Origin of the sequence: Cupriavidus consociatus, from assembly GCF_017814975.1 — a bacterium.
GTDB lineage: Bacteria > Pseudomonadota > Gammaproteobacteria > Burkholderiales > Burkholderiaceae > Cupriavidus > Cupriavidus consociatus.
In genome coordinates this window covers 85,471-110,755 of the sequence record NZ_JAGIQA010000026.1, presented here as the reverse complement: position 1 = coordinate 110,755, position 25,285 = coordinate 85,471, and the positions used below count along the sequence as shown (strand labels likewise).

The following is a 25,285-nucleotide window of genomic DNA, read 5'->3' as shown; positions in this document are numbered from 1 at the left end:
CCCTGAATTGTACGCAATGCCCTTGCTCGAAGAACGCACCCTGACGCTGCCCGACGAAGCCGCCACCGCGCGCCTGGGCGCCGCGCTGGCCGGCACGGTGCAGGCCATGCCGCCGCGCGCGGTGCATGTGCAGCTCTCCGGCGACCTTGGCGCCGGCAAGACCACGCTGTCGCGCGCGGTGCTGCGCGCGCTCGGCCATGCCGGCAAGGTCCGCAGCCCCACCTACACGCTGTGCGAGCCTTACGAGGTGGCCCGCGCCGACGGCTCGCCGCTGACCGTCTACCACTTCGACCTGTACCGCTTCGCCGATCCGGAGGAATGGATCGACGCGGGTTTCCGCGACTGTTTCGCCGAACCGGCCTTCAACCTGGTCGAATGGCCGGAGAAGGCGGGCCGCCTGCTGGGGGAACCCGACCTGCATGTGTTGCTCCAATCGGACACGGCACCGCCGGCCGACAGCGAAAACGATGCCGGCGAGCGGCGCATCGCGACCTTGCGCGCCTATACTCACACTGGACTTTCCCTGCTGAACGCATGCTGATCAAGCGACTTGCCACCGACCGCCCCGATGGACCCGACGGCCTGCTGCAGGCGCGCCGCAAATGGATGGCGCAGGCGCTGAAGCTGGGCGCGGGCACCGCCGTGCTGACGCTCGCCGGCCCGCAGATCGCGTTCGGTGCCGGCATCGTCGCGGTGCGCGTATGGCCGGCCGAGGACTACACCCGCGTCACCATCGAATCCGACGCGCCACTGGTCGCGGTGCACCAGATGATTCGCGATCCGGACAGGCTGGTGGTGGATATCGATGGCCTGGACCTGTCGCCCACGCTGCGCGAGCTGGTGGCCAAGATCACCCCCAACGACCCGTATATCCAGACCGTGCGCGTCGGCCAGAACCGCCCGCGCGTGGTGCGCATGGTGTTCGACCTGAAAGAGAGCGTGGCGCCGCAGGTGTTCACGCTGCTGCCGATCGGCAGCTACCGCAACCGGCTGGTGTTCGACCTGTACCCGGTCAATCCGCCCGATCCGCTGTGGAAACTGGTGCGCGACACCGAGGACAAGCAGCGCCGCTTCGCCACCTCGGACCCGGCGCCGGGTCCGGACAGCATCGCCGGCGCCCCGGCCGGTGCCGAGGAAGATGCCATCGGCGCGCTGGTGCGCAGGTTCGACGAGAAGGGCGAAATGCCGGCCACCACCGCGCCGCCCCCGCCGGTGGTCGCGGCCCGGCCCAGGCCGTCGTCGCCGGTGGTGCCGAAGCCCGATGCGCCCGTGGTGCCGCCTGTCGCGCGCGAGAACCCGACTGCCGAGCGCCCGTTCAAGATGCGACGCCTGCTGACGGTGGCCCTCGATCCCGGCCACGGCGGCGAAGACCCCGGCGCGATCGGCGCCGCGGGTTCTCGCGAGAAGGACGTGGTGCTGCAGATCGCGCACCGGTTGCGCGCCAAGATCGATGCCCAGCCCAATATGCGCGCGATGATGACGCGCGATGCGGATTTCTTCGTGCCGCTGAACGTGCGCGTGCAGAAGGCGCGCCGGGTGCAGGCCGACCTGTTCGTGTCGATTCACGCCGATGCCTTCCTGTCGCCGGAAGCCAATGGCGCTTCGGTGTTTGCGCTGTCCGAGCGCGGCGCTTCCAGTACCGCGGCGCGCTGGCTGGCCAACAAGGAAAACGCTTCCGACCTGATCGGCGGCGCCAACATGGGCAACAAGGATGCGCAGGTTGCGCGCGTACTGCTGGACCTGTCCACCACCGCGCAGATCAACGACAGCCTGCAGGTCGGCAAGTCCGTGCTGGGCGAGATCGGCGGCATCAACCGGCTGCACAAGGCGCACGTGGAACAGGCCGGGTTTGCGGTGCTGAAGGCGCCGGACATCCCGTCGATCCTGATCGAGACCGCGTTTATCAGCAACCCGGCGGAGGAGCGCAAGCTCAACGACAGCGCGCACCAGGAACAGCTGGCGAATGCCATCCTGCGCGGGATCAAGGCGTACTTCGCGAAGAATCCGCCGTTGTCGAAGAACCCGTCGGTCTGACCGTAGCGCCGCCGCCACGGCGCACGCTCAGCTCTCGCCGAACTCCTTCTCGCTGCGTGGCGCATCAGGGCATTGCCGGTCCAGCGATTCGCGGTACTTCACGCAGCCGCGCATAAACTGGGGCCACGCCGGAACCGTCGGGACCTGGTCGCCCGGCTCGGGCAGCAATGCCCACAGATCCGGATGGTGCCAGCACAGGTCGTGACCCGAAGCATCCCGATGGCGGCGTATGCCCGCGCGCAGTACCTTCACTTCTTCGATCAGCCGCTCGCGGCTCATCGTATCGAGGTCGTCGTCCATATCCACTCCTCAACCCTCGGGGGTTGCACGCCATGCAGCGGGCCGGCGCGACGACGGATGGCGCAGATCAGGCGCGCGCCGCGGCGCGGTCCTCCAGCAGCGCATCGCGGTTGGCGTAGCGCGAGGCAATCACCGAGCAGACGATCAGCTGCAACTGGTGGTAGACCATCAGCGGCAACACCAGCAGGCCCAGCGCGGGGTGGCCGGCAAACAGGATCTTCGCCATCGGGATGCCGTTGGCCAGGCTCTTCTTCGAGCCGCAGAACACCGCGGTGATTTCGTCCTCGACCGAGAAACCCATCCGGCGGGCGGTCAGCGTGGTGAAGCCCAGCACCACGAACAGCAGCACCGCGGCGATCAGCATCACCGCGCCGATGGTCTGCCACTCGTACTGGTGCCACAGGCCTTCGGCAGTCGCATCGCAGAACGACGAATAGACGATCAGCACGATCACGCCGCGGTCGATCTTGGTGGTGATCTGCTTCTTCTTCGCCAGCCAGCTGCCGATCAGCGGCCGCAGCAGCTGGCCCAGCGCGAACGGCAGCAGCAGCTGCAGCGCCACGCCGGTGAGCGCCTTGCCCAGCGGCATCGAGGCGCCGCTGGCGCTGATCACCAGCCCCATCAGCAGCGGCGTGACCAGCATGCCGATCAGTCCCGAGATGGTGGCATTGAAGATCGCGCCGGACACGTTGCCGCGCGCCATCGAGGTCATGGCCACCGACGACGACACCGTCGAAGGCAGCGCGCACAGGAAGAACACGCCCAGCAGCAGGTCCGCCGGCAGCGTGTTGTGCAGGGCCAGCATCAGCAGCGCGCCGACCACCGGGAAGACCACGTAGGTGAACGACTGCACGAACGCATGCAGGCGCCAGTTCTTGGCGCCAGAGACCAGCTTGTCGCGCGACAGTGCCGCGCCATGCAGGAAGAAGACCAGCGCCACGCCCACGCTGGTGACCACGCCCAAGTGCAGCGGGCCCTTGCCGCTGCCGATTTCCGGGGCTGCCAGCGCGATGGCGATGGCGGTCAGCATGATGAGGACGAAGCCGTCGATCAGGTCATAAAGTTTCTTGAGCTTGGCAAAAAGGCGAGACATGACTGCGGTTGGTTAGGGTTTTGCCTAGTATTGGACGCCAGCCGGGTCTAGAATGCAAATTCATTTATAGAATCTATTTATCCGGTCGTTGCATGAATTACACACTGCGCCAGCTGCGCGTCTTCCTGGCGGTGGCCGGCAGCGGCGGTTTCAGCCGCGCTGCGGAGGTGGTGGGACTGACCCAGCCGGCGGTCAGCCGTGGCGTCGCAGAGCTGGAAGAGGCACTTGGCGTCAAGTTGCTTGACCGCACCACGCGTGAAGTGGTGCTGACCGATGCCGGCCATGCGCTGGTGCCGGCGCTGGAGCGGCTGCTGGGCCAGCTCGACGACACCCTTGAAGAAACGCGCCAGTTAGGCGAACGCTATCGTGGTCGCGTTGTGATAGCCGGTGCGCCGACGATTTCCGCGCGGCTGATGCCGATGTATGTCGCCGCCTGCGCCGCGCAATACCCCGATATCCGGCTGACCGTGCGCGATAACGTGCAGGCCGACGGCCTCGAGCAGGTCCGCGCCGGCGCCGTCGATTTCGGCGTGCTGATCGATCCGCTGGTGCGCGAAGGGCTGGCGGTGGAGCCGGTGGCGACCGACCCGTTCTGCTTCGTCTGCCGGCGCGACCATCCGCTGGCACAGTCGGCGACGGTGCCGTGGTCGGCGCTGCATGGCATGCGGCTGGTGCTGCTGGATTTTGCCTCGGGCAGCCGGCCGCTGATCGACCGCATCTTCGGCCGCCACGGCGTGGCGCCGCAGGTGGTGCAGGAACTTGGGCACTCGGCCAGCGTGTTCGGCATGGTCGAGGCCGGCATCGGCGCTTCCGTGCTGCCCTCGTTCTCGCTGCCGCTTCCTGCCGCATCGCCGCTGGTGTGGCGGCCGCTGGTGCCGCGCGAAGAGCGCAGCATCGTCATGGTCCGGCGCGAGGACCGCTCGCTCTCGCCGGCGGCGGCGGCGGTGTGGGCGCTGGTGCGGCGCCTGACCTTGCGCGTTGAGGCGCCCGCGATGGGCGCCGCGGCCTGAGCGCCGCCGGGTCAGCGCGCGGTGACCATCACCGCTTCCAGTTCAAAGCTGCCATCTGCCTGCACGCGATAGTGCTCCCGCACTTCGGCCGGCGCGACCTGCCACAGATGGCGGATCGCCGCGACCGCTACCGGCGGCGTGCGCATGCGCCGGACCCAGCTGTCGAACTCGATGCCGATGCGCCAGGGCTCGCCCACGCTGACACCCTGCGCGGCGAAGCCCGCCGCCTCGAACAGCGCGCGCCAGCCGCCCGGCGTGTAGTCGCGCACATGCGACGGATCGCGCAGCAGTTCGACCGACTGCAGCCAGGTATCGCGCAACGGATCCGCGGAACCGGCAATATCGATCAGCACCACCTTGCCGCCCGGCTTGAGGACGCGCCGCACTTCGGCCAGCGCCGCGGGGACATCGCGCCAGTGGTGCGCGCTCATGCGCGAGACCACCGCGCAGAAGCTGGCGTCGTCAAACGGCAGCCGCTCGGCAGCGCCCTGGCGCGTGCGGACGTTGGCCAGTCCGCGCTCGCGCGCGGCGCCTTCCACCACGGCCAGCATGTCGGGAGACAGGTCGTAAGCCGTCACTTCGCCTGCCACCGCGGCGGCGGCAAAGCTGGCGTGGCCGGCGCCGCAGCCAAGGTCGAGCACGCGGCTGCGCGGCCGGTTCGCTTCCGGGATCAGCGCGGCCAGTTCGTCCTTCAGCTGCTGCAGGTCGGCGCCGCTGGCATGGACGGCACTGGTGAGGTAGGCGCTGGCGGTGGCGCCAAACTGCGCGGCGACGAGTTCCTGTTGTTGCATGGCTGGCTCCTTGGGCTTTCTTGAGGGAAAGGGTTGCCCGCTAGGCGGGTTCGGCATACTGTAGCGGCACCTATTCCCGGTACAAGTCAGCGTTTTATCCTGGTATAAACGCCACCTGCCTGCGATGTCCGCTTCCGTCTCCGAATCTCTTACCCCATCTACCCGCGAGGCCGTGCTGGGCGCCTTCCTGCGCGCGCACCGCGAGCGGCTGGCGCCAGCCGATGTCGGCCTGGCCCCCGGCCGGCGACGCCGTACCCCGGGCCTGCGGCGCGAAGAGGTGGCACAACTGGCGGGGCTGAGCGCAACCTGGGTGACATGGCTGGAACAGGGCCGTCCGGTCTCGCTGTCGGCACGCGCGCTGGCCAGCCTGGCAGCGGCGCTGCGGCTGTCACGCGCCGAACGCGCCTATCTGTTCGAACTTGCCGGCCGGCGCGATACGCAGCAGGCCGCCGACGAAGCCGTTGCGCCCGCGGTGCTGGCAAGCGTGCATGCGGTCTCGGGCCCGGCCTACCTGCTCGACCGGCAATGGACCGCGCTGGCCTGGAACGACGCCGCGGCGCGGCTGTTCACCGGCTGGCTCGACGCGGCCAGCGGCGAGCGCAATCTGTTGCGCGCGATGTTCCTGTCGCCGCCGCTGCAGGCGCTGGTCGAAGACTGGCCGCACCGCGCCGCGCGGCTGGTGGCCGAATTTCGCGCGCACAGCATCCGCCATGCCGACGAGGCGCCGACACGCGCGTTGATCGATGGACTGATAGGGGAGAGCGCGGCCTTCCGCGACGCCTGGCTGTCGCAGGATGTGGAAGACCGCGAGGGCGGGCGCCGGGGGTTCCGGCATCCGCAGCTGGGGGCGTTGCAGTTCGAGCAGCTGACGCTGGTGCCGGCGGCGGCGCCAGGGCTGATGCTGGTGATACTGCTGCCCGGCTGAGCGGGCTTGCGAGCTTGTTACTTCGGCTGCATCCGGATCGCGCCGTCGAGGCGGATCACTTCGCCGTTCAGCATGGTGTTTTCGATGATTGCGCGTGCCAGCCTGGCGTATTCGGCCGGGCGGCCCAGGCGCGGGGGGAACGGGACCATCTTGCCGAGGGCATCCTGCACTTCCTGCGGCATGCCGAGCAGCATGGGCGTTTCAAAGAGGCCCGGGGCGATGGTCATGCAGCGGACGCCGTCGCGGGACAGGTCGCGCGCGATGGCCAGGGTCATGGCGACCACGCCGCCCTTGGAGGCGGCATAGGCGGCCTGGCCGATCTGGCCATCGAAGGCCGCCACCGAGGCGGTGTTGATGATTACGCCGCGCTCGCCTTCGCTGTCGGGCGTGTTCTGGACCATGGCAGCGGCGGCCAGGCGGATCATGTTGAAGGTGCCGACCAGGTTGATGCGGATGGTCTTGTCGAAGGCATCCAGCGGATGCGGCCCGTTCTTGCCCACCGTCTTGTTGGCGGTGGCGATGCCGGCACAGTTGACCAGGCCTGACAGGCGGCCCAGTACCTGGGCGGCGGCGACCACGGCCTGGCCGTCGGTTTCGGAGGCGACATCGCAGCGGATGAACTGGCCGTTCAGTTCGGTGGCGAGGGATTGGCCGGCTTGCTCGTTGAGGTCGGCGATGACGACTTTGGCGCCGGCTTCCGCCAGCATGGTTGCCGTGCCGGCGCCCAGGCCGGAGGCGCCGCCGGTGATGATGAAGACGTTGTCCTTGATTTGCATTTTGCGGTGTCTCCTTTGTGGTGAGGTTTCCGTTAACGTAAACGTCAACTATTGTACGGGGCGGAGTTTGTAGTGCAAGGGGTTTGGGCCCGTGCGGGTATCTGGTAGTGATTGATGTGCCCGGTTCCGCCCTAAAGGGCGGGTACCTTTTTGTCCGAGCGACAAAAAAGCACCAAAAAGCGCGTTTACTGCCCTGGGCGGGCGGCCACTCTTATCGTAGTGTGCGAGTGCTTTCGTACGGGGCCTTGCTTCGTTGCAGGGCAGGACTGCCTGCCGCCCTGGTGCGCTACGGTGCCTCAGGATGGATGCAATGCCTGAACGAGCCCAGAGCTGGGGGTGGTTCCTGCTGCTGGCGGCATGGTAGGAACGCCTTCGGCTGCGCTGAGCGCGGGTCCAAAGGAAAAAAGCGGCCTTTAGGCCGCTTTTTTGTTGCCGCATTCGACGACGAATTACTTCAGCGCGTCAAACACTTGCGCGGTAATTTCGTCGACGTTGCCGACGCCGGAGATTTTCCGGTACTTCGGCGGAGCTACCTTCGCAGCGGCGTCGCCCTTGGCGGCCCAGTCCGAGTAGTAGTCGACCAGCGGGCGGGTCTGCTGGGAGTAGACGTCGAGGCGCTTCTTGACCGTCTCTTCCTTGTCGTCGTCGCGCTGGATCAGCGCTTCGCCGGTTTCGTCGTCGATGCCTTCGGCCTTCGGCGGGTTGTACTTGACGTGGTAGGTGCGGCCCGAGGCCACATGCACGCGGCGGCCGCTCATGCGCTCGATGATGGCGTCGAACGGCACGTCGATTTCCAGTACGTAGTCGATCGCCACGCCGGCTTCCTTCATCGCTTCGGCCTGCGGGATGGTGCGCGGGAAGCCGTCGAACAGATAGCCGTTCTTGCAGTCGTCCTGCTTCAGCCGGTCTTTCACCAGGCCGATGATGATGTCATCCGACACCAGTCCGCCCGCGTCCATGACCTTCTTGGCTTCCACGCCAAGGGGGGTGCCGGCCTTCACCGCCGCGCGCAGCATGTCGCCGGTGGAGATTTGCGGAATGGCGAACTTCTCGCAGATGAACTTGGCTTGCGTGCCTTTGCCGGCGCCGGGTGCGCCCAACAGGATCAAACGCATTTACGGGTCCTCAGAGTTTTGAATCTGGTATGGCGGGAGATCAGAAGGAGGGTAATGCCGCAACTTGACGCAAGACTTACTGCTGTCTTGCCGGATGTTGACGGCATCTGGCGCGGGCACATCTGCCCACGCGGACGTCTGGCGGCGGCTGCCAGGGGGATGGCTGCGCGGCGCACCAGTCGGGCTCTATCTTTATCTCCCCACCGAGCCTTGGCCGGCGGCGCGTTGGCGCACAGCCGGGCGGCTCTGTATCGGCAAGCATTATGCCATGAGGTGGCGCCGATCCGGCCTGAAATCCGCCCCCCGGTTCAGGTTGCAGCAGTTTGAACCTGAGCGGGCGGCCGGCCGGGCGGGGTGGCGAGCCGGGTGACGATCAGGGCCCGTCCTGCGCCATCGACTCGGCCCACAGCGCGCGCACGCGCTCCAGGTCGGCCGGGGTGTCAACACCCGGCGCCGGTGCGGCAGCGGTTTCCACCACCGCGATGCGCTCGCCATGCCACATTGCGCGCAGTTGCTCCAGCGCCTCGGTCTGCTCGAGCGGCGCGGCGGCCAGGGTCGGGAAGCGCCGCAGGAAGCCGGCGCGATAGGCGTACAGGCCGATATGGCGCAGCACCGGCATGGCCGGCAGCGGGACCTGGGCCATGGCGGCGGGCACGGCCGGCACACCCGCCCAGGCGTCGCGCGCCCACGGGATCGGCGCGCGCGAGAAATACAGCGCGCGTCCGGCGGCGTCGCACACGACCTTGACCACGTTGGGATTGAAAACCTCGGCGATGTCGTGCAGCGGGTGGGCCGCGGTGGCGACGGCGCAGTCGGCGTGGTGCGACAGGTGCAGCGCCACCTCGTCGATCAGGGTCGGGTCGATCAGCGGCTCGTCGCCCTGCACGTTGACCACGATGGCGTCGTCGGGGAGGCCCAGTTGCGCTGCCACTTCGGCCAGACGGTCTGTGCCGGTGGCGTGGTCCGCGCGGGTCAGCACGGCTTCGATGCCGTGGTCCGCGCAGGCCTGCGCCACCGACGGGGCGTCGGTGGCGACCACGGTGCGCGTGGCCGACGAGGCATGGGCGCGCTCGGCCACGCGCACGACCATCGGGCGCCCGCCGATATCGGCCAGCGGCTTGTCAGGCAGGCGGGTCGAAGCGAGCCGCGCGGGGATGACGACGGTGAAGGCCGGGACGGTCATGGTGCTGGCTTGGTTAGCTTCGGTTGCCCTCGGTTGCCCTCAGTTGCCATTGGTCGGCGCGTCCGGGTCGATGGCACGGCCCGGCACCGACTGGCGCGCTTCGTCGGCCAGCATCACGGGGATGCCGTCGCGGATCGGGTATGCAAGCTTGTCAGCGTGGCAGATCAGTTCCTGCGCGGCGCGGTCGTATTCCAGCTTGCCCTTGCACAGCGGGCAGACCAGGATTTCAAGCAGCCGGTTGTCCATCTCGGTGTTCCTCGTTGCGCCCGGCGCTGCCGGACGTAGCCGCCGCGGACTGCGCGGTCGGTGCGGTGTTGATATGCGCCAGCACGGCGCTGCGGATTTTGTCGATCAGGCCCGCGTCGATCACCGGCCTGGTAGGCACGACCCAGATGCGCGGGTCGTCGAAGCGCTCGCATTTTACGGCATCCTTCTCGGTGATCAGGATCACGTCGGCATCGAGCGCGTCGGCGTTGCCGGCGAACGGGTCTTCGGCAAAGTCATAGTGGTCGGGCAGCGGCAGGGTCTTCGGCGACAGCCCGGCGCCGCGCAGGCTGGCGAAGAAGCGCTCGGGGTTGCCGATACCGGCCGCGGCCAGCACGCGGCGGCCAGCGAAGGCGGAAACCGGCCGCGCCATGGTCGGGTCGTTCAGCTGCCAGGCGTCTTCCAGCTCGAGCCGCATGCCGTAGACACCGGGGCGGTCGGGCGTGGCGCGGAAATTGGGATCGTTGATCAGCGTGGCATCGCGCGGGCGCGTCAGCGGTTCGCGCAGCGGGCCGGCCGGCAGCATCAGGCCGTTGCCGCCCATGCGCGTGTCGAACATCACGATCTCGAAATCGCGCTGCAGCTGGTAGTGCTGCAGGCCATCGTCGAGCAGCAGCACGTTGACGCCGGGGTGCGACACCAGCATGGTCTGCGCGCACAGCGCGCGGTCCGGGAACACCCACACCGGCACGTCGGTGGCGCGCGCGATCAGCAGCGGCTCGTCGCCGACGTCGCTGGCCTGCGAGGTCGGCTTGACCCGGCGCGGATGCTTCAGCTCGACGCCATAGCCGCGCGACACCACGCCGGGGCGCAAGCCGGCCTCGGTCAGCGCGTGGGCCAGCGCGATCACCGCCGGCGTCTTGCCGGTGCCGCCCACGGTCACGTTGCCGACCACCACCACCGGCATCGGCAGCCGCGTGGACTTGAACCAGCCGCGCCGGTAACCGTGCCGGCGCACGCGGGCCACCAGCCCGAACAGCAGCGAGAACGGCAGCATGACCCAGGCAAACCAGCCGCGGCGCTGCCACTGGGCGGTCACGAAGTCGGCGAGGGCATGGCGGGGAGCGGGCATGGACGCGGCGGGTCGTTCAGGTCGTGGATGGGATGGGATTGTAGTGCGCTCGGGACTCGCGCCCGGAAGGGAGGATCGGCAAAGAGGCGGATCGATCCATTATGGGCACTGCGCAGCGCATGGGGCAAGGCCGGCCAGGCTTCGCGCCCGCAGGCATAGCCGGTCCCCGCTTGCGCGGGGACGGCGATGGCCAGCGCTCAGCGCGGCTGCGCGCTCTGCGTGGCGAAGGTCAGGCGCGACAGCCCGGCCAGCCGCGCGGCTTCCATCACATTGACCACCGCCTGATGGCTGGCCTGCGCGTCGGCGTTGACGATGACCACCGGCGGCTGGCCATTTCCGGCCCCGGCGGGCCCGGAGGCGGCGCGCAGTTGGTCGGCCAGGCTGGTGACATCCTTCTGCTCCAGCACTTTCTTGTTGACCGAGTAGACCCCGCGCGACGACACCGACACCACGATTTCCTGCGGCCGCTGCTGGGCGCGCTCGGCGTCGGCGGTGGGCAGCTGGATCTGCAGCTCGGTATAGCGCGAGTACGTGGTCGTGATCATCAGGAAGATCAGGATCACGAGCAGCACGTCGATCAGCGGGATCAGGTTGATCTCCGGCTCTTCGCGCCGCTGGCGGGAACGGAATCGCATGGCGTGGCGGGTCCGTGATCAGCTGCGGCGCTGCGGCAGGATCGCGTCCAGGAACGCGGTGGCGCGGAATTCCAGCTCGGCCACGTAGTCGTCCACGCGGCGGCGGAAGTAGCGCCAGAAGATCAGCGCCGGGATCGCCACGATCAGGCCGAAGGCGGTGTTGTAGAGCGCCACCGAGATGCCGTGCGCCAGCTGCTCGGGGTTGGCGCCGGTGCCGCCCTGGCTGCCGAAGATCTCGATCATGCCGATCACGGTGCCCAGCAGGCCCATCAACGGGGCCACCGAGGCGATCGTGCCGAGCGCGTTCAGGTAGCGCTCCAGCTCATGCGCGACCGCGCGGCCGGCTTCCTCGACCACATCCTTGGCGGCGTCGCGCGAGGTGTGCGGCTGCAGCACCACGTGGCGCAGGCCGGCGGCCAGCACGCGGCCGAGCGGCGAATTCTGTTCGAGCGTGTTGACCACTTCCGGTGTGGCGCGGCGCTGCTGCGCGGCGGCCAGCGCTTCTTCATAGAGCCGGGGCGGCAGCACCTTGCTGCGCTTGAGCGACAGGAAGCGTTCGACGACCAGCGCCAGCGCGAGGACCGAGGCCAGCAACAGCGGCCAGATCGGCCAGCCGGCCGCTTGAATGATGGAAAACAATTGGACCCCCGGGATCGACAACCCAATAAAGAAACCCCAACCAGCTGGTCGGCATGCCTTGAGGCGCGTCAGCAGGCAGCGCACTCCGGCATTGCTCTGAAAAATCAGGCGCAACTCTACCCCGCGGCCTGCCGCGCGGCAAGCGAAGGCGGGCCGGCTGTCTCCGGCGCGCATCGGAGCCGGCCGATGTTGCCGCGGACTTTCCACAGGGCGCAGGGACAGAATTGTGGATCGATTGTGGAAAGGCGCCGGACAAGCGATGCAAGTGCTTGATTCGCAAAAGGAAGCCGGGGGTTGCCTGAAAATTGTGCAAGCGTGCTCGGGGCGCTCGCGACGCTTGCCGCACACCGTGGAAAAGTCGGATTCGGCGCTGCCGCACGCCATGTCTGCGCGCTAACGCAGGCTGCGATGCGGTCGTCCACACGAGTGCGGGACAGAATTGTGGAGCGGTTGTGGACAGGTAGCGGAGAAATCATTTAAGTCATTGATTTTAAATGGTTCGCATGTAATTGCTTAAAAAATGGGCAAATGGTTCGTGAGCGGCCGCGGGATGGGCCGATGGTCTGCCGCATGGGTATACCCGAGCTTTTCCACACTGTGCAGGGAGAGGATTGTGGATCGCCTGTGGATAAAGTCTGGAGAGTTCGGCTAACCATTTGATTTCATTAGGTATGCGGCCGAGTGCCTAGAAATTGGGCAGCGCCCTCTGGTTCGGGTGTTTCACATGGTGCAGTGCGGGCGCGCGCCATGACATGCCGGCTACGCCGCCTCGGGCGTGATTCCGGCCGCGCTTGACATAGGGAGCGGCGGAAAAGTCGGGTAAACACCGTGTTTTATCCAGAGATCCTGTGGATAACTTTGTGAACAAGCGCCGTCGGCGCCCGCTAAGTGGTTGATGCAAAAGAGAATCGGTTATATTGCCTAATTTTTATTTCGATCATAAACCTCATAAAAATCAAAGAGTTGAACGAAGCAATGCGGCTTGCCGGGCAGCATTCGGCCATCATCGCTACCCCCTTGACAGACCAGTTATGCTGTGGACATGTCCCATTAACGCCGCTTGACCGGCGTGCGCCATGCCCGACCTGACCAGCTTTTCGCGTGACGCATCCTCCACCGGCCCGCGCAGTGGCCGTGAAGTCATTCCTGTCGGTGAGTTGAATCACGCCATTGCCCGATTGCTGGAGCGCAGCTTTCCGCTGGCCTGGGTGCGCGGGGAAATTTCCAACTTCACCCGCGCTTCGAGTGGCCACTGGTATTTCTCGCTCAAGGATGCGCGTGCCCAGATCCGCTGCGTGATGTTCCGCGGCCGCAACCAGCATGTCGACTTCCAGCCACGCGAAGGCGAGGCGGTCGAGGTGCGCGCCGTGGTCACGATGTACGAGGCGCGCGGCGAACTGCAGCTCGGCGTTGAGGCGATGCGCCGCGCCGGCCTGGGCAACCTGTACGAAGCTTTCCTGCGGCTGAAGGAAAAGCTGGCGCAGGCCGGCCTGTTTGCCCCGGAGCGCAAGCGGCCGGTGCCGTCGCACCCGCGCATCATCGGCGTCATCACCTCGCTGCAGGCCGCCGCCTTGCGCGATGTGCTGACCACGCTGCGCCGGCGCGCGCCGCATGTGCCGGTGGTGGTCTATCCGGTACCGGTGCAGGGAGCCGGGGCGGCGCAGAAGATCGCCGACACGATCGACCTGGCCGACGCGCGCCGCGACTGCGACGTGCTGATCCTGTGCCGCGGCGGGGGCAGCATCGAAGACCTGTGGTCGTTCAATGAAGAGGTGGTGGCGCACGCGATCGCGCGCTGCGCGCTGCCGCTGATTTCCGGCGTGGGCCACGAGACCGACTTCACCATTGCCGATTTCGTCGCCGACGTGCGCGCGCCGACGCCGACCGGCGCGGCCGAGCTGGTCAGCCCCGACCGTTCGCACCTGCTGGCGCAGACCCTGCGTGGCCGCGACGCGCTGGCGCAGGCGATGCGCCGGGCGCTGGACCTGCGCGCCCAGCACCTGGACTGGCTGGCGCGGCGCGTGCGCAGCCCGCAGGCGCAGCTGCAGGAACGCCGCGCGCGCGTCGACAATCTGGCCCGACACTTGCGGTCGGCATTGCGCGACACCGTGGTGTCGCAGCGGCATCGTCAGCAGGTGCTGGCGATGCGCTGGAGCGCCTGCCGTCCCGATACCGCCGCGGCACAGGCGGACCTGGCACGGCTGTGGCAGCGGCTGCAGGCCGCCGCCACGCGCGGCCATGAACGCGCCGGCCAGCGCCTGGCGCGCGCCGCCGGTGCGCTGGAGTTGCTGGCGCCGCAGCGCACCCTCGAGCGCGGTTACGCGGTGCTGCTCGACCAGCGCGGACGCGCGCTGCGCTCGCCCTCCGAGATCCGCCCGGGCAGCGTGGTCGAGGCGCATTTCGCCGAGGGCGTGGCCGACCTGTCGATCGCCGGCGTGCAGGCGAAGCTGCCTGAATTCTGAGCTGCTCGGCATGTCCGCAACGGGTCCGATCCGCGCCCGGGAAAGGGTCAGTAAAACCCCCGGAAACCCGCCTCCGGACAAACTAACATCGGAGCAGGGGGCATAGGCCTGCGGTTTGCGCGGGTATTCCAAGTCCCCTACAATCCGCAATTCCGGACCCTACAACCCCAACCCACAGAGACAGAACAATGGAACACAAGCTCCCCCCGCTTCCGTACGCGCATGATGCCCTGGCTCCGCACATCTCCAAGGAGACGCTGGAGTTCCATCATGACAAGCACCACCAGACCTACGTCACCAACCTGAACAACCTCATCAAGGGCACCGAGTTCGAGAACGCGACCCTGGAAGAGATCGTCAAGAAGTCGTCGGGCGGCATCTTCAACAACGCTGCCCAGGTGTGGAACCACACCTTCTACTGGGATTCGCTGAAGCCCAACGGCGGCGGCCAGCCGACCGGCGCGCTGGCTGACGCCATCAACGCCAAGTGGGGCTCGTTCGACAAGTTCAAGGAAGAGTTCACCAAGGTTGCCGTCGGCACCTTCGGTTCGGGCTGGGCCTGGCTGGTGAAGAAGGCCGACGGCTCGCTGGACCTGGTGTCCACCTCCAACGCCGCGACGCCGCTGACCACCGACGCCAAGCCGCTGCTGACCTGCGACGTGTGGGAACACGCCTACTACATCGACTACCGCAATGCCCGTCCGAAGTACGTCGAGGCATTCTGGAACGTCGTGAACTGGGACTTCGCCGGCAAGAACTTCGCTGGCTGATCCCCGGTCAGCGTTGCATCAGCGAAAAGCCCCGGAAATTCCGGGGCTTTTTGCTTGGCGTCCCGACTCTGCCAATCTCGGTCGCCGTGCGCGTCTGCGTTTGTGCTGCTCACTGCTGTGCCTGCGGTGCCAGCTGCCGCGCCATCTCGAGGTGGTGATTCAGCGTCGGCAGCGTCTGCCGCGCGAATGCCTTGACGCTGTCATCCTTGGCCTCGTCGGCGGCCTTGCGGAACAGCGCCACCGCCTCCTGATGGGCATCGACGCCGATCTGCCGCGCGTAAGCGCTGTCGAACGCGCCGCCGCTGAGCTTGCCGAGGTCTTCCAGCTGCTGCTTCTTTACCTCTGGCGGCGACGCCGGCAGCTGAATGCCGAGCCTTCTCGCCAGCTGGCGCATCTTTTCGTCCGCCGCCTGGTGGTCGCGGATCATCTGCGCGGCGAAGGTCTTGACCGCTTCGCCGCTGGCGCGGGTCTGCGCCAGCTTGCTGGCCGCGATCTCGAGCGCGCTCGCCTCGGCCGCGTCGCGCAGGAACAGCGCGTCTTTGTTCGGTGCCATCGCGGTGCCTGGCTTGTCCGACAACGGCGCCGCAAAGGCGCCGGTGGTGGCAAGGAGCAGCGCTATCGCCGCCAAAACCGTCTTGTGGACCAGTCGCTTCATGATCGATGTCAGCGTCCCTTGGCATCGGGCACGCGGGTCTGGTCGATGCTGGCGCCGCCGCTGCCGGTGCGCGGCTTGCCGTGCAAGCCATCGCGGTCGGCCTTGCCGGCGCTTTCCGACGCCGGCTTGGGTCTGTCGCGGCCAGGCAGGCCGCCAGCCGTATGCGGTTCCTTCGGCACGTCGCCCAGCTCGCGCGCGAGCCCGCCTGGATTGGTCGGTGTGGCACCCGGCGTGCTTGATGGCGCCACCGCGGCGCCCGGCGGCGGAATGGTCTGGCTGCCCATGGGCCCCTTGTCGGTGCGCACACCGGTGCTGTCTGCCTTCTGGGCCAGCGCGCCGCCAGCCAGTAGCGAGAGCAGCGCCGCGGCCGCGGCAAAGCGGGAAGTGGAGGCAAAAGCGGACATCAAAGCGGACACGATGCGGATGCGCATGGATCTCTCCTGACGTGATGGTTTCCTGCTGTTGTTGCGCAAAGCATTTGCCGGGCCACGGACACAGCAGCGGCCCGCGTCAACCGAGGCCGGTCCTTGCATCGCACTTTCTACAAGCACTGGCGGTTCTTACAGGCGTCACCTGCGGCATCTGGTGCCGCCGGGCATGTGTCCGCCCCGCCGCAGCAAGGCCGCGGTGGAATGAAAGTTGCGCGCCGTACTGAAATGGCCGCGCCGCGGCCGATGCCTCAGGAGGTGCCATGAAGCAAAGCAAGCACGACACGTCGGGCAATCCGTCGCTCGACAAGCGCCAGGGACTGGATGACCGCGAACTGCAGGAAAACGCGGCGGAAAACCAGCGCGCGCGCGAACGGGCCGCTGCGGAGTGGGAGCATGCGGCTTCGCATCGAAAGAACGGGCCTGCGGACCGACCCGCGCCGCAAAGTGAAGAAAAGCCAGGCCGCGGCGAGTTTCCGCCGGGCGTAGGCAAGCGCGACCTGCACGACCCGGGCAGCCGCGATCCCGATGCACCGCCCACGGTGAACCGTTCCTGAGTCTGGCTAGCGTTCGCCGCGCGCCAGCCGCGCGGCGGCGCGCAGGCTGCGCACGATGCGATCGAACGCAGCCGCACGCGCGTCGTCGGAACGCTGGCGCAGCGCGAACGACGGATGATAGGTGGCGATGACGAGCCGGCCCTCGTGCTCGACCGGTGTATCCATCATCGTGCCCAGCGTCACGCTCTTGCGGCCCAGCACCGCGCGTGCGGCGGTCGCCCCCAGCGCGACGATGACCGTCGGATCCACCTGCTTGAGCTCGCGCTCGAGCCAAAGGTGGCAGGCTTCGATCTCCAGCTGGCCCGGCGACTTGTGCAGCCGCCGCTTGCCGCGCAACTCGAACTTGAAATGCTTGACCGCATTGGTCATGAACAGCTTGTCGCGGTCCAGTCCGGCCCGCTCCAGCGCATCATCCAGCAGGTGTCCCGCGGGGCCGACGAACGGCGAGCCTTGCAGGTCTTCCTGCGAGCCGGGCTGTTCGCCCACCAGCATGATGCGCGCGTGCGACGCGCCGGCGCCGGGCACGCCCTGCGTGGCGTTGCGCCATAGCGGGCAACGCCGGCATTCATTCAGTTCGGCTCGGCTGACTGGCGGCTTCTTGCGCTCGGGCATGGCATCGATGTCTGGGGGCCGGGACGCATGGCCCCGCTAGCCGGTGCGCAGCAGTTTCCGCGCCATGCGCCGCTGGCGCGACGCACGGTACGGAATTTGCCTCGCCCCAACACCCCGAGGCGGCCGATCCCGCCGCCGTGCCACCTGCGGCACCGAATGCAGATTCCAGTCACGCATGCCACAGCAACCGATAGCGCCCCCGTCCCGCCGCCGCATTGCCGCGGAGCTGTTTCGTGCGATCTGGCGTTTCCGCCTGCGAGTGGTGGTGGCGGTATCGCTGCTGCTGCTGGCCAAGGCCTGCGCGGTGGCGGTGCCGTTGCTGCTGAAGCTGGTGGTCGACGAAGTCACGCCGGCCGCGGCCGGCACCGATGCCGCGCGGCTCGGGCTGGTGACCATGCCCGTGTTCCTGGTGCTGGCCTACGCCATCCTGCGGCTGATGGGCAATGCGTTCGGCGAGTTGCGCGACGTGGTCTTCGCCTACGTCACGCAAAGCACCGTGGCAGCATTCATGGAGCGCACCTTCGCGCACCTGCATGCGCTCGGTGCGCGCTTCCATGCCAGGCGGGCCACCGGCAGCGTGATCCGCGACCTGGAGAAGGGCACTGCGGCGATCGGCTTCCTGCTGGGCGTGGCAGTCTTCACCATCGTGCCGACGCTGATGGAAATCGTCTCCGTGCTGGCCATCATGATCGCCGCCTATGGCGGCGCGTTCGCCGCGATCATCCTCGGCGTGTTCGTGCTGTACTCGGCCTTTACCTGGCACTTCACGCAGCGGCGCATGCGCGTGCAGCGCAAGGTCAATGCGGTGGAGGCCACCACCAACAGCAAGGTGGTCGACAGCCTGCTCAACTACGACACGGTCAAGTTCTTCGCGCGCGAGTCGTTCGAGACGCGCCGCCTTTCCGGCATATTGCAGCGCTGGGTCGGCATCAGCGTGGAGAACCAGTACGCGCTGTCGACACTGCATATCGGCCAGAGCGTATGCATCGCGCTGGGTGTGGCGGCGGTGATGCTGCTGGCCACGCAGCGCGTGATCCAGGGCTCGCTGTCGGTGGGCGACCTGGTGCTGATCAATGCCTACATCATCCAGGTGGTGCTGCCGCTCAATACGCTGGGCTTTATCTTCCGCGAGTCGAATGACGCCATGACCAACGTCGAGCGCCTGTTCGCGTTGCTCGACGCGCGCGGCAAGCCCGGCGAGGACGACGATGCGCCGGCGGCGCGGCCGCTGCGCGTAACGCGCGGCGAAATCGTGTTCGACCGCGTCAACTTCAGCTACGACCCCAGCCACCAGACGCTGTGGGACGTCAGCTTCCGCGCGCAGGCGGGGCAGACCGTGGCGGTGGTCGGCGGCAGCGGCTCGGGCAAGTCGACGCTGGCGCGGCTGCTGTTCCGCCTGTACCAGCCCGACAGCGGCAGCATCGGCATCGACGGGCAGGACCTGCGGCTGGTCACGCAGCGCAGCCTGCGCGAAATGATCGGCATCGTGCCGCAGGACACCATCCTGTTCAACGACACCATCGCCTACAACATCGGCTACGGCCGCGAGGGCGCGAGCCGTGCCGATATCGTCGCGGCCGCGCGCGCGGCGCAGCTCGATGCCTTTATCGACCGCCTGCCCGACGGCTACGAAACGCAGGTCGGCGAGCGCGGCGTGCGCCTGTCCGGGGGCGAGCGTCAGCGCGTGGCGATTGCGCGCGCGATGCTCAAGCGCCCGCCGCTGGTGGTGTTCGACGAGGCCACCTCGGCGCTCGACACGCGCGCCGAACGCGCGATCCAGCAGGAGCTGTCGGCGGTGGCGCGCGGCCGTACCGCGCTGATCATCGCACACCGGCTTTCTACCATCGTCGATGCCGACCAGATCCTGGTGATGGAGCACGGCCGCATCGTCGAGCAGGGCTCGCATGCCACGCTGCTGGCGCGTGGCGGCATCTACACGCAGATGTGGCAGTTGCAGCAGCAGCAGCGCGAACTGGAACGCGCCGAGCGGCGCCTTGCGCTGCAGCCGGTGCGGCTGGAGACGCTGGTGGCCAGCGTGGTCGATGGCCTGCGCGAAACCATCGCCGAGCGCCACGTCAACCTGTTCACGGTGCAGAGCGAATCCGAGCTGCGCGTGACCGGCGATCCCGGCGTGCTGCAGAAGGCGATCTGGGAGCTTTGCCAGCAGATGATCGCCACCACGGAACCGGGCGGGCGGCTGGAGCTGCGGCTGGAACGGCATGACGGGCAGGCCGGGCTGCGCGTGTCGGCGTCGCCGCAGCAGGGGCCGCTGGACGATGTGGAGGGACTGCGCGAATGGCTGGGCGAGCACGGCGTGACGTTGACCGCCGATCCCGGCGCCCATGCGTGCCAGTTGCTGATGCCGATGCGCGCGGTGCAGGAGCCGGAGCCGCGGCCCGCCCCGGCGCCCGGCACGCCCGAGGCGCTCGAAGTTCCCGACACGCAATCGCTCAAGGGCTTGCGCGTGCTGCTGCTGGACGACGACGAAACCACGCGCGAGGTGCTGAGCGGCGCGCTCGAGGACTACGGCGCGCACGCGATCGCGCAGGAGCGCGGCGACGAAGTGATCGGGTTGCTGGCGGCAACGCCTCTGGCCGAGTGGCCGCAGGCGCTGCTGTGCGACCTGGCGCTCGACGAGGAAGACGGCTACACCGTGCTGCGGCGCGTGCGCCGCCTGGAAGCGCAGATGCAGGTTCCGCTTGGGCGGCGCATGACGGCCATCGCGCTATCGGGCCATGCCGAGCCGCAGGACCGCATGCGCGCAATGATGGCGGGGTTCCAGCTGCATCTGTCGAAGCCGGTGCGGATAGGCGAGCTGGTGGCGGCGGTGAGGTCGCTGGCAACGCGGGCAGAGCAGGAGCCTGGATGAGGGCTTTCACCGCCCCTGCAACCTGCGCCTCAGCACCGCCAACTCCTCCGGTATCACCCGCCGCTCGCGCATTACCCACGGCATTCCCTTCAGCACCTCCCCAATACCACGCCACCCCTGCGAACGCAGCAAGCCCGGCAGCTCCGCCGCCGTTTCCTCCAGCGCCTCGCGCCACGGCAGCCGCAGCCAGGCCGCCCACACCGCATTGCGCGCCAGCAGCGAGCGGCGCTGGCAGCCGTCGCGCAGCGGGCTGGGATGGTGGTGCACCACCAGTTGCGGCGCATAGACCAGGTGCCAGCCGCTGGCGGCGAGGTCGAGCGCCAGCAGGGTCTCTTCGCCACCGATAAAGAAGCGCGGATGATAGCCGCCGGCCTGGCGGAATGCTTCAGTGCGGAACGCGGTGGCGCCCGCCATCAGCCCAAGGATGGCGCGCCCCGGCAGCATGGCAGACGGCAGCGGGCTGTCGGCCATGCGCGCGCAGGTCGGATCCTCGCGTCCGCATTCGCCGACGAGGATGCGCGCGGTCAGCGCTGCCACGCGTGGATGGTCACGGAACATGGCACAGGCGGTGGCGAGCGAGCCCGGTGTCCACCAGCAGTCGTCATCGCAGAAGGCGACAAAGGGCGTGCGCGCGCATTGCGCGCCCAGGTTGCGCCCCGCGGCGCCGAGGTTGCGCTGGCAGCGCAGCAACGTAGCATCCGGGAATTCGTCACGAACCATCGCACTGGTGCCGTCGCTGGAGGCGTTGTCGACCACCACGATGGGCGGCCGCTCCGGCAGCGTGCTGAGCTGGCGCAGCGCATGGCGCACGGTGTCGCGCCGGTTATGCGTGAGCACCACCACGCTGATGTCGAACGGGGCATGCGCCGGCGCGGCGTGCAAGGCTTGGTCAGCAGGCATCGGTATCGGCAAGTTGGATCAGCCTTGCGCAGGCTCGCCGGCGGACAGCGACCAGTAGCGCTCCGGCGCGCACAGGTCGCATAGCTGCTCTTCGCCGAACATCTGCAACTGGCTCTGGTAGGCATTGACCGCATAGCTCTTCTGCGCGAGATGCTGGCTGACCGGCAGGTTGACCGGGGTCGCGTGCAGCCCCGCGCGCAGGCATTCGGCCAGCCGTTGCTGCAGCACACCGGGCAAGCGGCGGTAGATCGCGTCTTCGTAGTACAGCCACTGCACCGGCGCCGTCGATGCCGCCTGCGCTCGCGAGGGCACCAGCAGCGCGGCCCACGCCGCCGCGCGCACCTGCGCCGCCTGCATCAGCATGCGGCAGGCTTCATGCGCCAGCACATGATCGGAATGGAACAGGCCGAGCGGCGCAGCCACCATGCCGTCGGTCTGCGTCACCAGGACGTGCTGCAGGCTGTCGGCGATCTCGCGCGGCGTATGGCGGCGGCCGTACTGGCCGTCCCAGAAATCGAGCCAGACCGGCTGCGCGCCCAGCATGCCAAGCGCGCGGTTGTCCTCGCGCCGGCGCGCGCGCACCGCCTGCTCGGCGCTGTCGAAGCCCGCGGCGCGGTCCCAGTCCGGTGCCGGCACGCCGGCGGGCGGGACGCCGGCGAAGACCGTCACCACGCGCGCGCCGCGTGCCGCGGCGATCAGGCCGCCGCAGCTGAACACCGCATCGTCCAGGTGCGGTGAAATCACCGTCACCGGGGCGGCTATGTCAGTCACCATCGAATCACCCTTGCCATTGCCACTGGCAGGTTCGTGTCGCGCGCTACTTGTTGAGCACCACGGCGCGGGCTTCGCGTGCCGTGGCGGATACCGGCACCACGTTGCCCGGCGCGCCCCGCGCATGCGCTTGTGCCGCGAGCCGCGCGGAGAAGTAGTCGACCGTGTGGCGCAGGCCTTCCTCAAGCGACGTGCGCGGCTCCCAGCCCAGCAGGCTTCGCGCCAGCGAGATATCGGGGCAGCGCTGGTGCGGGTCGTCGGCGGGCAGGGGGCGCATCTCGACCGGCGAATGCGAGCCGGTGGCGCGCAGCACTTCCTGCGCAATCTCCAGCATAGTCGTCTCGCGCGGATTGCCGAGGTTGACCGGCATGCCGGAAGCGGGCGCTTCCATCAGCCGCACCAGCGCGTCCACCAGGTCGTCGACGTAGCAGAAGGCGCGCGTCTGCGCGCCGTCGCCATAGACAGTCAGCGGCTGGCCGGCCAATGCCTGGGTGATGAAGTTCGACACCACGCGGCCGTCCGCGGGATGCATGCGCGGCCCATACGTGTTGAAAATGCGCGCGATCCGGACATCGAGCCGGTGCTGCCGGTGGTAATCCATGAAGAGGGTCTCGGCGCAGCGCTTGCCTTCGTCATAGCAGGAGCGGATGCCGATGGGATTGACGTGGCCCCAGTACCCCTCCTGCTGCGGATGCATCTCGGGGTCGCCATAGACTTCGCTGGTCGATGCCTGCAGGATGCGCGCCTTGAGCCGCTTGGCCAGCCCCAGCATGTTGATCGCGCCGTTGACGCTGGTTTTGGTGGTTTGCACGGGGTCGTGCTGGTAATGCACCGGCGAGGCCGGGCAGGCGAGGTTGTAGATCTCGTCGACTTCGACGTACAGCGGAAAGGTAATGTCGTGGCGCAGCAGCTCGAAGTTCGGCCGGCCCAGCAGGTGCGCGATGTTCTCCTTGGTGCCGGTATAGAAGTTGTCCACGCACAGCACGTCCTGCCCGGCCCGCACCAGCCGTTCGCACAGGTGCGAGCCTAGGAACCCCGCGCCGCCCGTGACCAGGATGCGCTTGCGGTCGCTTTCCTTCATCTCTGTCTCCTTTGAGGCGGGGGTCACGCCGCGGCCCGGCGCGCGCCGGCCGTGGCGGTGCCTGCGCCGGCGCACACGCCGGCATACACGGCTTCCATCTGCTGCGCCACGCCGGCCCAGGTGAAATGGCGCTGCGCGCGGCGCCGCCCCGCTTCGCCGAGCTGGCGCGCATGCGCGGGGTCCGCCGCCAGCGCCGCCAGCCGCGCCGCCAGTGCGGCCGGCGCCTTCGGCGGCACCAGGTAGCCGGTCTGCCCATCGACCACGGTGGAGCGGATGCCGCCCACGTCGGCGCCGATCACCGGCGCGCCGCACGCCATCGCCTCCACCGGCGTGATGCCGAAGGGCTCGTACCACGGCGTGGTGACGAACACGTCGGCGGCGCTGTAGAACAGGCGCAGCGCGTCGCGTCCGCGCCGGCCGACGAAGACCACGCTGTCGGCCACCCCTTCCTCCTCGGCCACGCCCTGCAGCCGGCCGATTTCCGGCGTGGCCTGCACGCTGGGCTGCTCGGCATTGCCGCCCACCACGTACAGCGTGGCGCCCACGCCGTGATCGCGGCGCAGGCAGCCGAGCGCGCGGATGACGTTGTCGATGCCCTTGCGCGGCACCATCCGGCCCAACTGCAGCACGCTGAAGCCATCGCGCGGCCAGCCCAGCTCGCGACGCGCTGCGTGTCGCGCCACCGGCGCAAACTCGGCGCCGTCGAACCCGCATGGCACCGTGCTGATGCGGCCGGGGTCGGCGCCGTACAGGCTGACCAGGTCTTCCAGGTCCTGCGGACATTCCGCCACCACGCAGTCGGCCGCGTGCACCAGCGTGTCTTCGATGTCGAAGCGCGCATCGGGGAAGCCGTCGGTGCTGCCCTGGTGCAGGCGCCGCACCTTGCCCAGCGCATGGAAGGTCATCACCAGCGGAATGCCCAGCGCCTGGCGCGCTCGCAGCGCGGCCAGCCCCGACATGAAGAAGTTCGCGTGCAGCACGTCGTAGCCCACGGGATCGTGCCGGATGAACTCCACCAGGAAATCGCCGAATGCGTCCATGTAGGGCAGCAACTGCTCCTTGGGCACCTGCACTGGCGGTCCGGCCGGTACGTGGATCACATGCACATTGGGGGCGAAGGTGACCACCTCGGGCAGCAGCGCCTTATCGCGGCGGGTGAACACATCGACCAGATAGCCGCGGGTGCCAAGCTGGCGCGCCAGGTGCGCCACATAGATATTCTGGCCGCCGCAATCGGTGCTGCCGACGCTGGCCAGCGGCGAAGCGTGTTCGCTGATAAGCGCGATCTTGCGCATGGTGGGCTCCTGTTTGCCGCTATGCCCGCGGGTTGGGGCCGATTTGGGCAGGGCTGGCGCCAGCAGCTAGCGTGCCAGTGCGCGGGCGCGACCGGGCGCGATCGGGCGCATGCGAAATGCGCTGCCAGGCGAGGGCGGAAGGGAACCGATGGAGAAGCGTTATAGCGGTTCTCGGCGTTTCGCCTTCCAGGAGCGTCTTCGTGCGTAGCACGGGCGGAGCTTTGCGTAGTTGCTGCCGCATTGAGTCATTCTTACGCCGCCCGTTGTAATTTGCGCTTCCGAATCTTTCGATTCCAGCCAGGGACAGTGGAACGCTTGCAACACGTGCCAGCGCCTTCCGTTCGGGCGCGATGCTTGCAACGTCGAAGGCGCAAAACATCCAACCACGGAGCAGCCCATGAATCCGAACGACAACGCACGTCCCGCGTCCGGGTCTTCCCCGCGCGCCTCGCATGCCGGCGCGAGCCGCTTCAGCGATGCCGCCGCGGCAAGGCGCGCCGTCGAACTGGCGCTGCCGATGCTGGAAGCATCGCTGCGCGACAAGACCGTCGGCGAGAGCGGATGCATGCACGTGGTCGTGATGGACCCGACGCTGCAGCCCGGCGACTGCACCTTCGAGGAAGCCATCCTGTTTGAACATTCGCTGCCTTCGCGCGAGGCGTGGGACGCGGATTACAGCCTGTATGCGCGCGCCAAGGCCAGCCTGGCGTGGCGCACCGGCATGGCCAGCGCAGCGGTGGTCCACTGCGCGCCGCACCGGTTGCGCAGCGACGACACGCTGCTCGGCGGCGCGGCCGTGCTCGACGGCATCGTGGTCGCGGTAAGCGGTGCCAATGCCTGGTACGACGAAGCCTTCGCGGGCTGCGTGGCGGCGCTGTTGCGCGGCGTTGCGCAGGAGGGTTGCCATCGCGCGCAGGCCGGCTGACGCAAGCTCGCGCCGCGGCTTGGCACATATTTCGCTGCGGCGTGATTCCCGGTCGGGCCGGCGGACTTTTTTCCAGAGTGGCCGAGTCTGTCCGACCGGCTGACCGCCTGTCCGATTCCCGGC

Annotated in this window: 26 protein-coding genes; 9 read left to right on the top strand and 17 right to left on the bottom strand. The window is 68.1% G+C overall.

Annotation, left to right across the window (positions count from 1 at the left end; translation table 11 throughout):
- Positions 1-16 precede the first annotated feature (16 nt).
- Both tsaE and J8I82_RS28695 read left to right on the top strand, forming a co-directional pair.
- Complete coding sequence (gene tsaE, locus J8I82_RS28700; RefSeq protein WP_209762507.1) at positions 17-541, top strand: tRNA (adenosine(37)-N6)-threonylcarbamoyltransferase complex ATPase subunit type 1 TsaE; 525 nt, start codon at positions 17-19, stop codon at positions 539-541.
- A complete protein-coding gene (locus J8I82_RS28695) occupies positions 535-2,034 on the top strand; it encodes an N-acetylmuramoyl-L-alanine amidase (RefSeq protein ID WP_209762504.1) in 1,500 nt (499 codons plus the stop codon). The genes tsaE and J8I82_RS28695 overlap by 7 nt, the downstream gene beginning before the upstream one ends.
- 27 nt (positions 2,035-2,061) lie before the next feature.
- On the opposite strand, the gene J8I82_RS28690 is transcribed toward J8I82_RS28695, so the two are convergent.
- Positions 2,062-2,334: a hypothetical protein gene (locus tag J8I82_RS28690; RefSeq protein WP_209762501.1), complete on the bottom strand. Its 273-nt coding sequence runs from the start codon at positions 2,332-2,334 to the stop codon at positions 2,062-2,064.
- Between the two features lie 67 nt (positions 2,335-2,401).
- A complete protein-coding gene (locus J8I82_RS28685) occupies positions 2,402-3,427 on the bottom strand; it encodes a bile acid:sodium symporter family protein (RefSeq protein ID WP_209762498.1) in 1,026 nt (341 codons plus the stop codon).
- A 92-nt stretch (positions 3,428-3,519) separates the two neighbouring features.
- Here J8I82_RS28685 and J8I82_RS28680 point away from each other — a divergent pair, with 92 nt between their 5' ends.
- Positions 3,520-4,437, top strand: coding sequence for a LysR family transcriptional regulator (locus J8I82_RS28680; protein WP_209762495.1), 918 nt, complete (start codon positions 3,520-3,522; stop codon positions 4,435-4,437).
- A gap of 11 nt (positions 4,438-4,448) precedes the next feature.
- Here J8I82_RS28680 and J8I82_RS28675 read toward each other — a convergent pair whose 3' ends face one another.
- Positions 4,449-5,228: a class I SAM-dependent methyltransferase gene (locus J8I82_RS28675; protein WP_209762493.1), complete on the bottom strand. Its 780-nt coding sequence runs from the start codon at positions 5,226-5,228 to the stop codon at positions 4,449-4,451.
- A 124-nt stretch (positions 5,229-5,352) separates the two neighbouring features.
- Here J8I82_RS28675 and J8I82_RS28670 point away from each other — a divergent pair, with 124 nt between their 5' ends.
- Positions 5,353-6,153, top strand: coding sequence for an MmyB family transcriptional regulator (locus J8I82_RS28670; protein ID WP_209762490.1), 801 nt, complete (start codon positions 5,353-5,355; stop codon positions 6,151-6,153).
- A gap of 17 nt (positions 6,154-6,170) precedes the next feature.
- On the opposite strand, the gene J8I82_RS28665 is transcribed toward J8I82_RS28670, so the two are convergent.
- The 7 genes from J8I82_RS28665 to J8I82_RS28635 all read right to left on the bottom strand — a co-directional run bounded on the left by J8I82_RS28665 (position 6,171) and on the right by J8I82_RS28635 (position 11,837).
- Entirely contained in the window at positions 6,171-6,929 is a 759-nt protein-coding gene (locus J8I82_RS28665; RefSeq protein WP_209762488.1) for a 3-hydroxyacyl-CoA dehydrogenase, read from the bottom strand.
- Positions 6,930-7,378: 449 nt separating this feature from the next.
- A complete protein-coding gene (gene adk, locus J8I82_RS28660) occupies positions 7,379-8,044 on the bottom strand; it encodes an adenylate kinase (RefSeq protein ID WP_209762485.1) in 666 nt (221 codons plus the stop codon).
- Between the two features lie 373 nt (positions 8,045-8,417).
- Positions 8,418-9,227, bottom strand: coding sequence for a 3-deoxy-manno-octulosonate cytidylyltransferase (gene kdsB / locus J8I82_RS28655; protein ID WP_209762481.1), 810 nt, complete (start codon positions 9,225-9,227; stop codon positions 8,418-8,420).
- Between the two features lie 39 nt (positions 9,228-9,266).
- Entirely contained in the window at positions 9,267-9,473 is a 207-nt protein-coding gene (locus J8I82_RS28650; protein WP_209762478.1) for a Trm112 family protein, read from the bottom strand.
- Positions 9,454-10,563, bottom strand: a complete 1,110-nt coding sequence (gene lpxK, locus J8I82_RS28645; RefSeq protein WP_209762475.1) for a tetraacyldisaccharide 4'-kinase — start codon at positions 10,561-10,563, stop codon at positions 9,454-9,456. Before lpxK ends, J8I82_RS28650 begins: the two co-directional genes overlap by 20 nt.
- A gap of 197 nt (positions 10,564-10,760) precedes the next feature.
- Complete coding sequence (locus J8I82_RS28640) at positions 10,761-11,198, bottom strand: ExbD/TolR family protein (protein ID WP_029047916.1); 438 nt, start codon at positions 11,196-11,198, stop codon at positions 10,761-10,763.
- A gap of 18 nt (positions 11,199-11,216) precedes the next feature.
- Positions 11,217-11,837 carry a MotA/TolQ/ExbB proton channel family protein gene (locus J8I82_RS28635; protein WP_209762473.1) on the bottom strand — a complete coding sequence of 207 codons (621 nt, stop codon included), beginning with the start codon at positions 11,835-11,837 and terminating at the stop codon, positions 11,217-11,219.
- A 1,076-nt stretch (positions 11,838-12,913) separates the two neighbouring features.
- Between J8I82_RS28635 and xseA the strand changes: the two genes are divergently transcribed.
- Both xseA and sodB read left to right on the top strand, forming a co-directional pair.
- Positions 12,914-14,299 (top strand): exodeoxyribonuclease VII large subunit, encoded by a 1,386-nt coding sequence (gene xseA / locus J8I82_RS28630; RefSeq protein ID WP_209762470.1) that lies wholly within the window; start codon positions 12,914-12,916, stop codon positions 14,297-14,299.
- A gap of 188 nt (positions 14,300-14,487) precedes the next feature.
- Entirely contained in the window at positions 14,488-15,069 is a 582-nt protein-coding gene (gene sodB / locus J8I82_RS28625) for a superoxide dismutase [Fe] (RefSeq protein WP_012351891.1), read from the top strand.
- A gap of 109 nt (positions 15,070-15,178) precedes the next feature.
- Here sodB and J8I82_RS28620 read toward each other — a convergent pair whose 3' ends face one another.
- Entirely contained in the window at positions 15,179-15,724 is a 546-nt protein-coding gene (locus J8I82_RS28620; RefSeq protein WP_209762467.1) for a DUF4142 domain-containing protein, read from the bottom strand.
- A gap of 8 nt (positions 15,725-15,732) precedes the next feature.
- A complete protein-coding gene (locus J8I82_RS28615; RefSeq protein WP_245180213.1) occupies positions 15,733-16,155 on the bottom strand; it encodes a hypothetical protein in 423 nt (140 codons plus the stop codon).
- A gap of 260 nt (positions 16,156-16,415) precedes the next feature.
- Here J8I82_RS28615 and J8I82_RS28610 point away from each other — a divergent pair, with 260 nt between their 5' ends.
- On the top strand, positions 16,416-16,709 hold the full coding sequence (locus J8I82_RS28610) for a hypothetical protein (RefSeq protein ID WP_209762464.1): 294 nt from the start codon (positions 16,416-16,418) through the stop codon (positions 16,707-16,709).
- Positions 16,710-16,715: 6 nt separating this feature from the next.
- Here J8I82_RS28610 and J8I82_RS28605 read toward each other — a convergent pair whose 3' ends face one another.
- Positions 16,716-17,321, bottom strand: coding sequence for a UdgX family uracil-DNA binding protein (locus J8I82_RS28605; protein ID WP_209762461.1), 606 nt, complete (start codon positions 17,319-17,321; stop codon positions 16,716-16,718).
- Between the two features lie 175 nt (positions 17,322-17,496).
- Between J8I82_RS28605 and J8I82_RS28600 the strand changes: the two genes are divergently transcribed.
- A complete protein-coding gene (locus J8I82_RS28600) occupies positions 17,497-20,190 on the top strand; it encodes an ABC transporter transmembrane domain-containing protein (protein ID WP_209762458.1) in 2,694 nt (897 codons plus the stop codon).
- A 6-nt stretch (positions 20,191-20,196) separates the two neighbouring features.
- Here the strand turns inward: J8I82_RS28600 and J8I82_RS28595 are convergent, their stop codons facing one another.
- Genes J8I82_RS28595 through J8I82_RS28580 form a run of 4 tightly spaced genes read right to left on the bottom strand, consistent with a single transcriptional unit; the run spans position 20,197 to position 24,237 of the window.
- Entirely contained in the window at positions 20,197-21,090 is an 894-nt protein-coding gene (locus tag J8I82_RS28595) for a glycosyltransferase family 2 protein (protein ID WP_209762454.1), read from the bottom strand.
- 18 nt (positions 21,091-21,108) lie between these two features.
- Positions 21,109-21,864: a PIG-L deacetylase family protein gene (locus tag J8I82_RS28590; protein WP_209762451.1), complete on the bottom strand. Its 756-nt coding sequence runs from the start codon at positions 21,862-21,864 to the stop codon at positions 21,109-21,111.
- Positions 21,865-21,907: 43 nt separating this feature from the next.
- Positions 21,908-22,942 carry a UDP-glucuronic acid decarboxylase family protein gene (locus J8I82_RS28585; RefSeq protein ID WP_209762448.1) on the bottom strand — a complete coding sequence of 345 codons (1,035 nt, stop codon included), beginning with the start codon at positions 22,940-22,942 and terminating at the stop codon, positions 21,908-21,910.
- A gap of 23 nt (positions 22,943-22,965) precedes the next feature.
- A complete protein-coding gene (locus tag J8I82_RS28580) occupies positions 22,966-24,237 on the bottom strand; it encodes a glycosyltransferase (protein ID WP_209762445.1) in 1,272 nt (423 codons plus the stop codon).
- A 397-nt stretch (positions 24,238-24,634) separates the two neighbouring features.
- Here J8I82_RS28580 and J8I82_RS28575 point away from each other — a divergent pair, with 397 nt between their 5' ends.
- Positions 24,635-25,162 (top strand): hypothetical protein, encoded by a 528-nt coding sequence (locus tag J8I82_RS28575; protein ID WP_209762442.1) that lies wholly within the window; start codon positions 24,635-24,637, stop codon positions 25,160-25,162.
- The last annotated feature ends 123 nt before the right edge of the window (positions 25,163-25,285 follow it).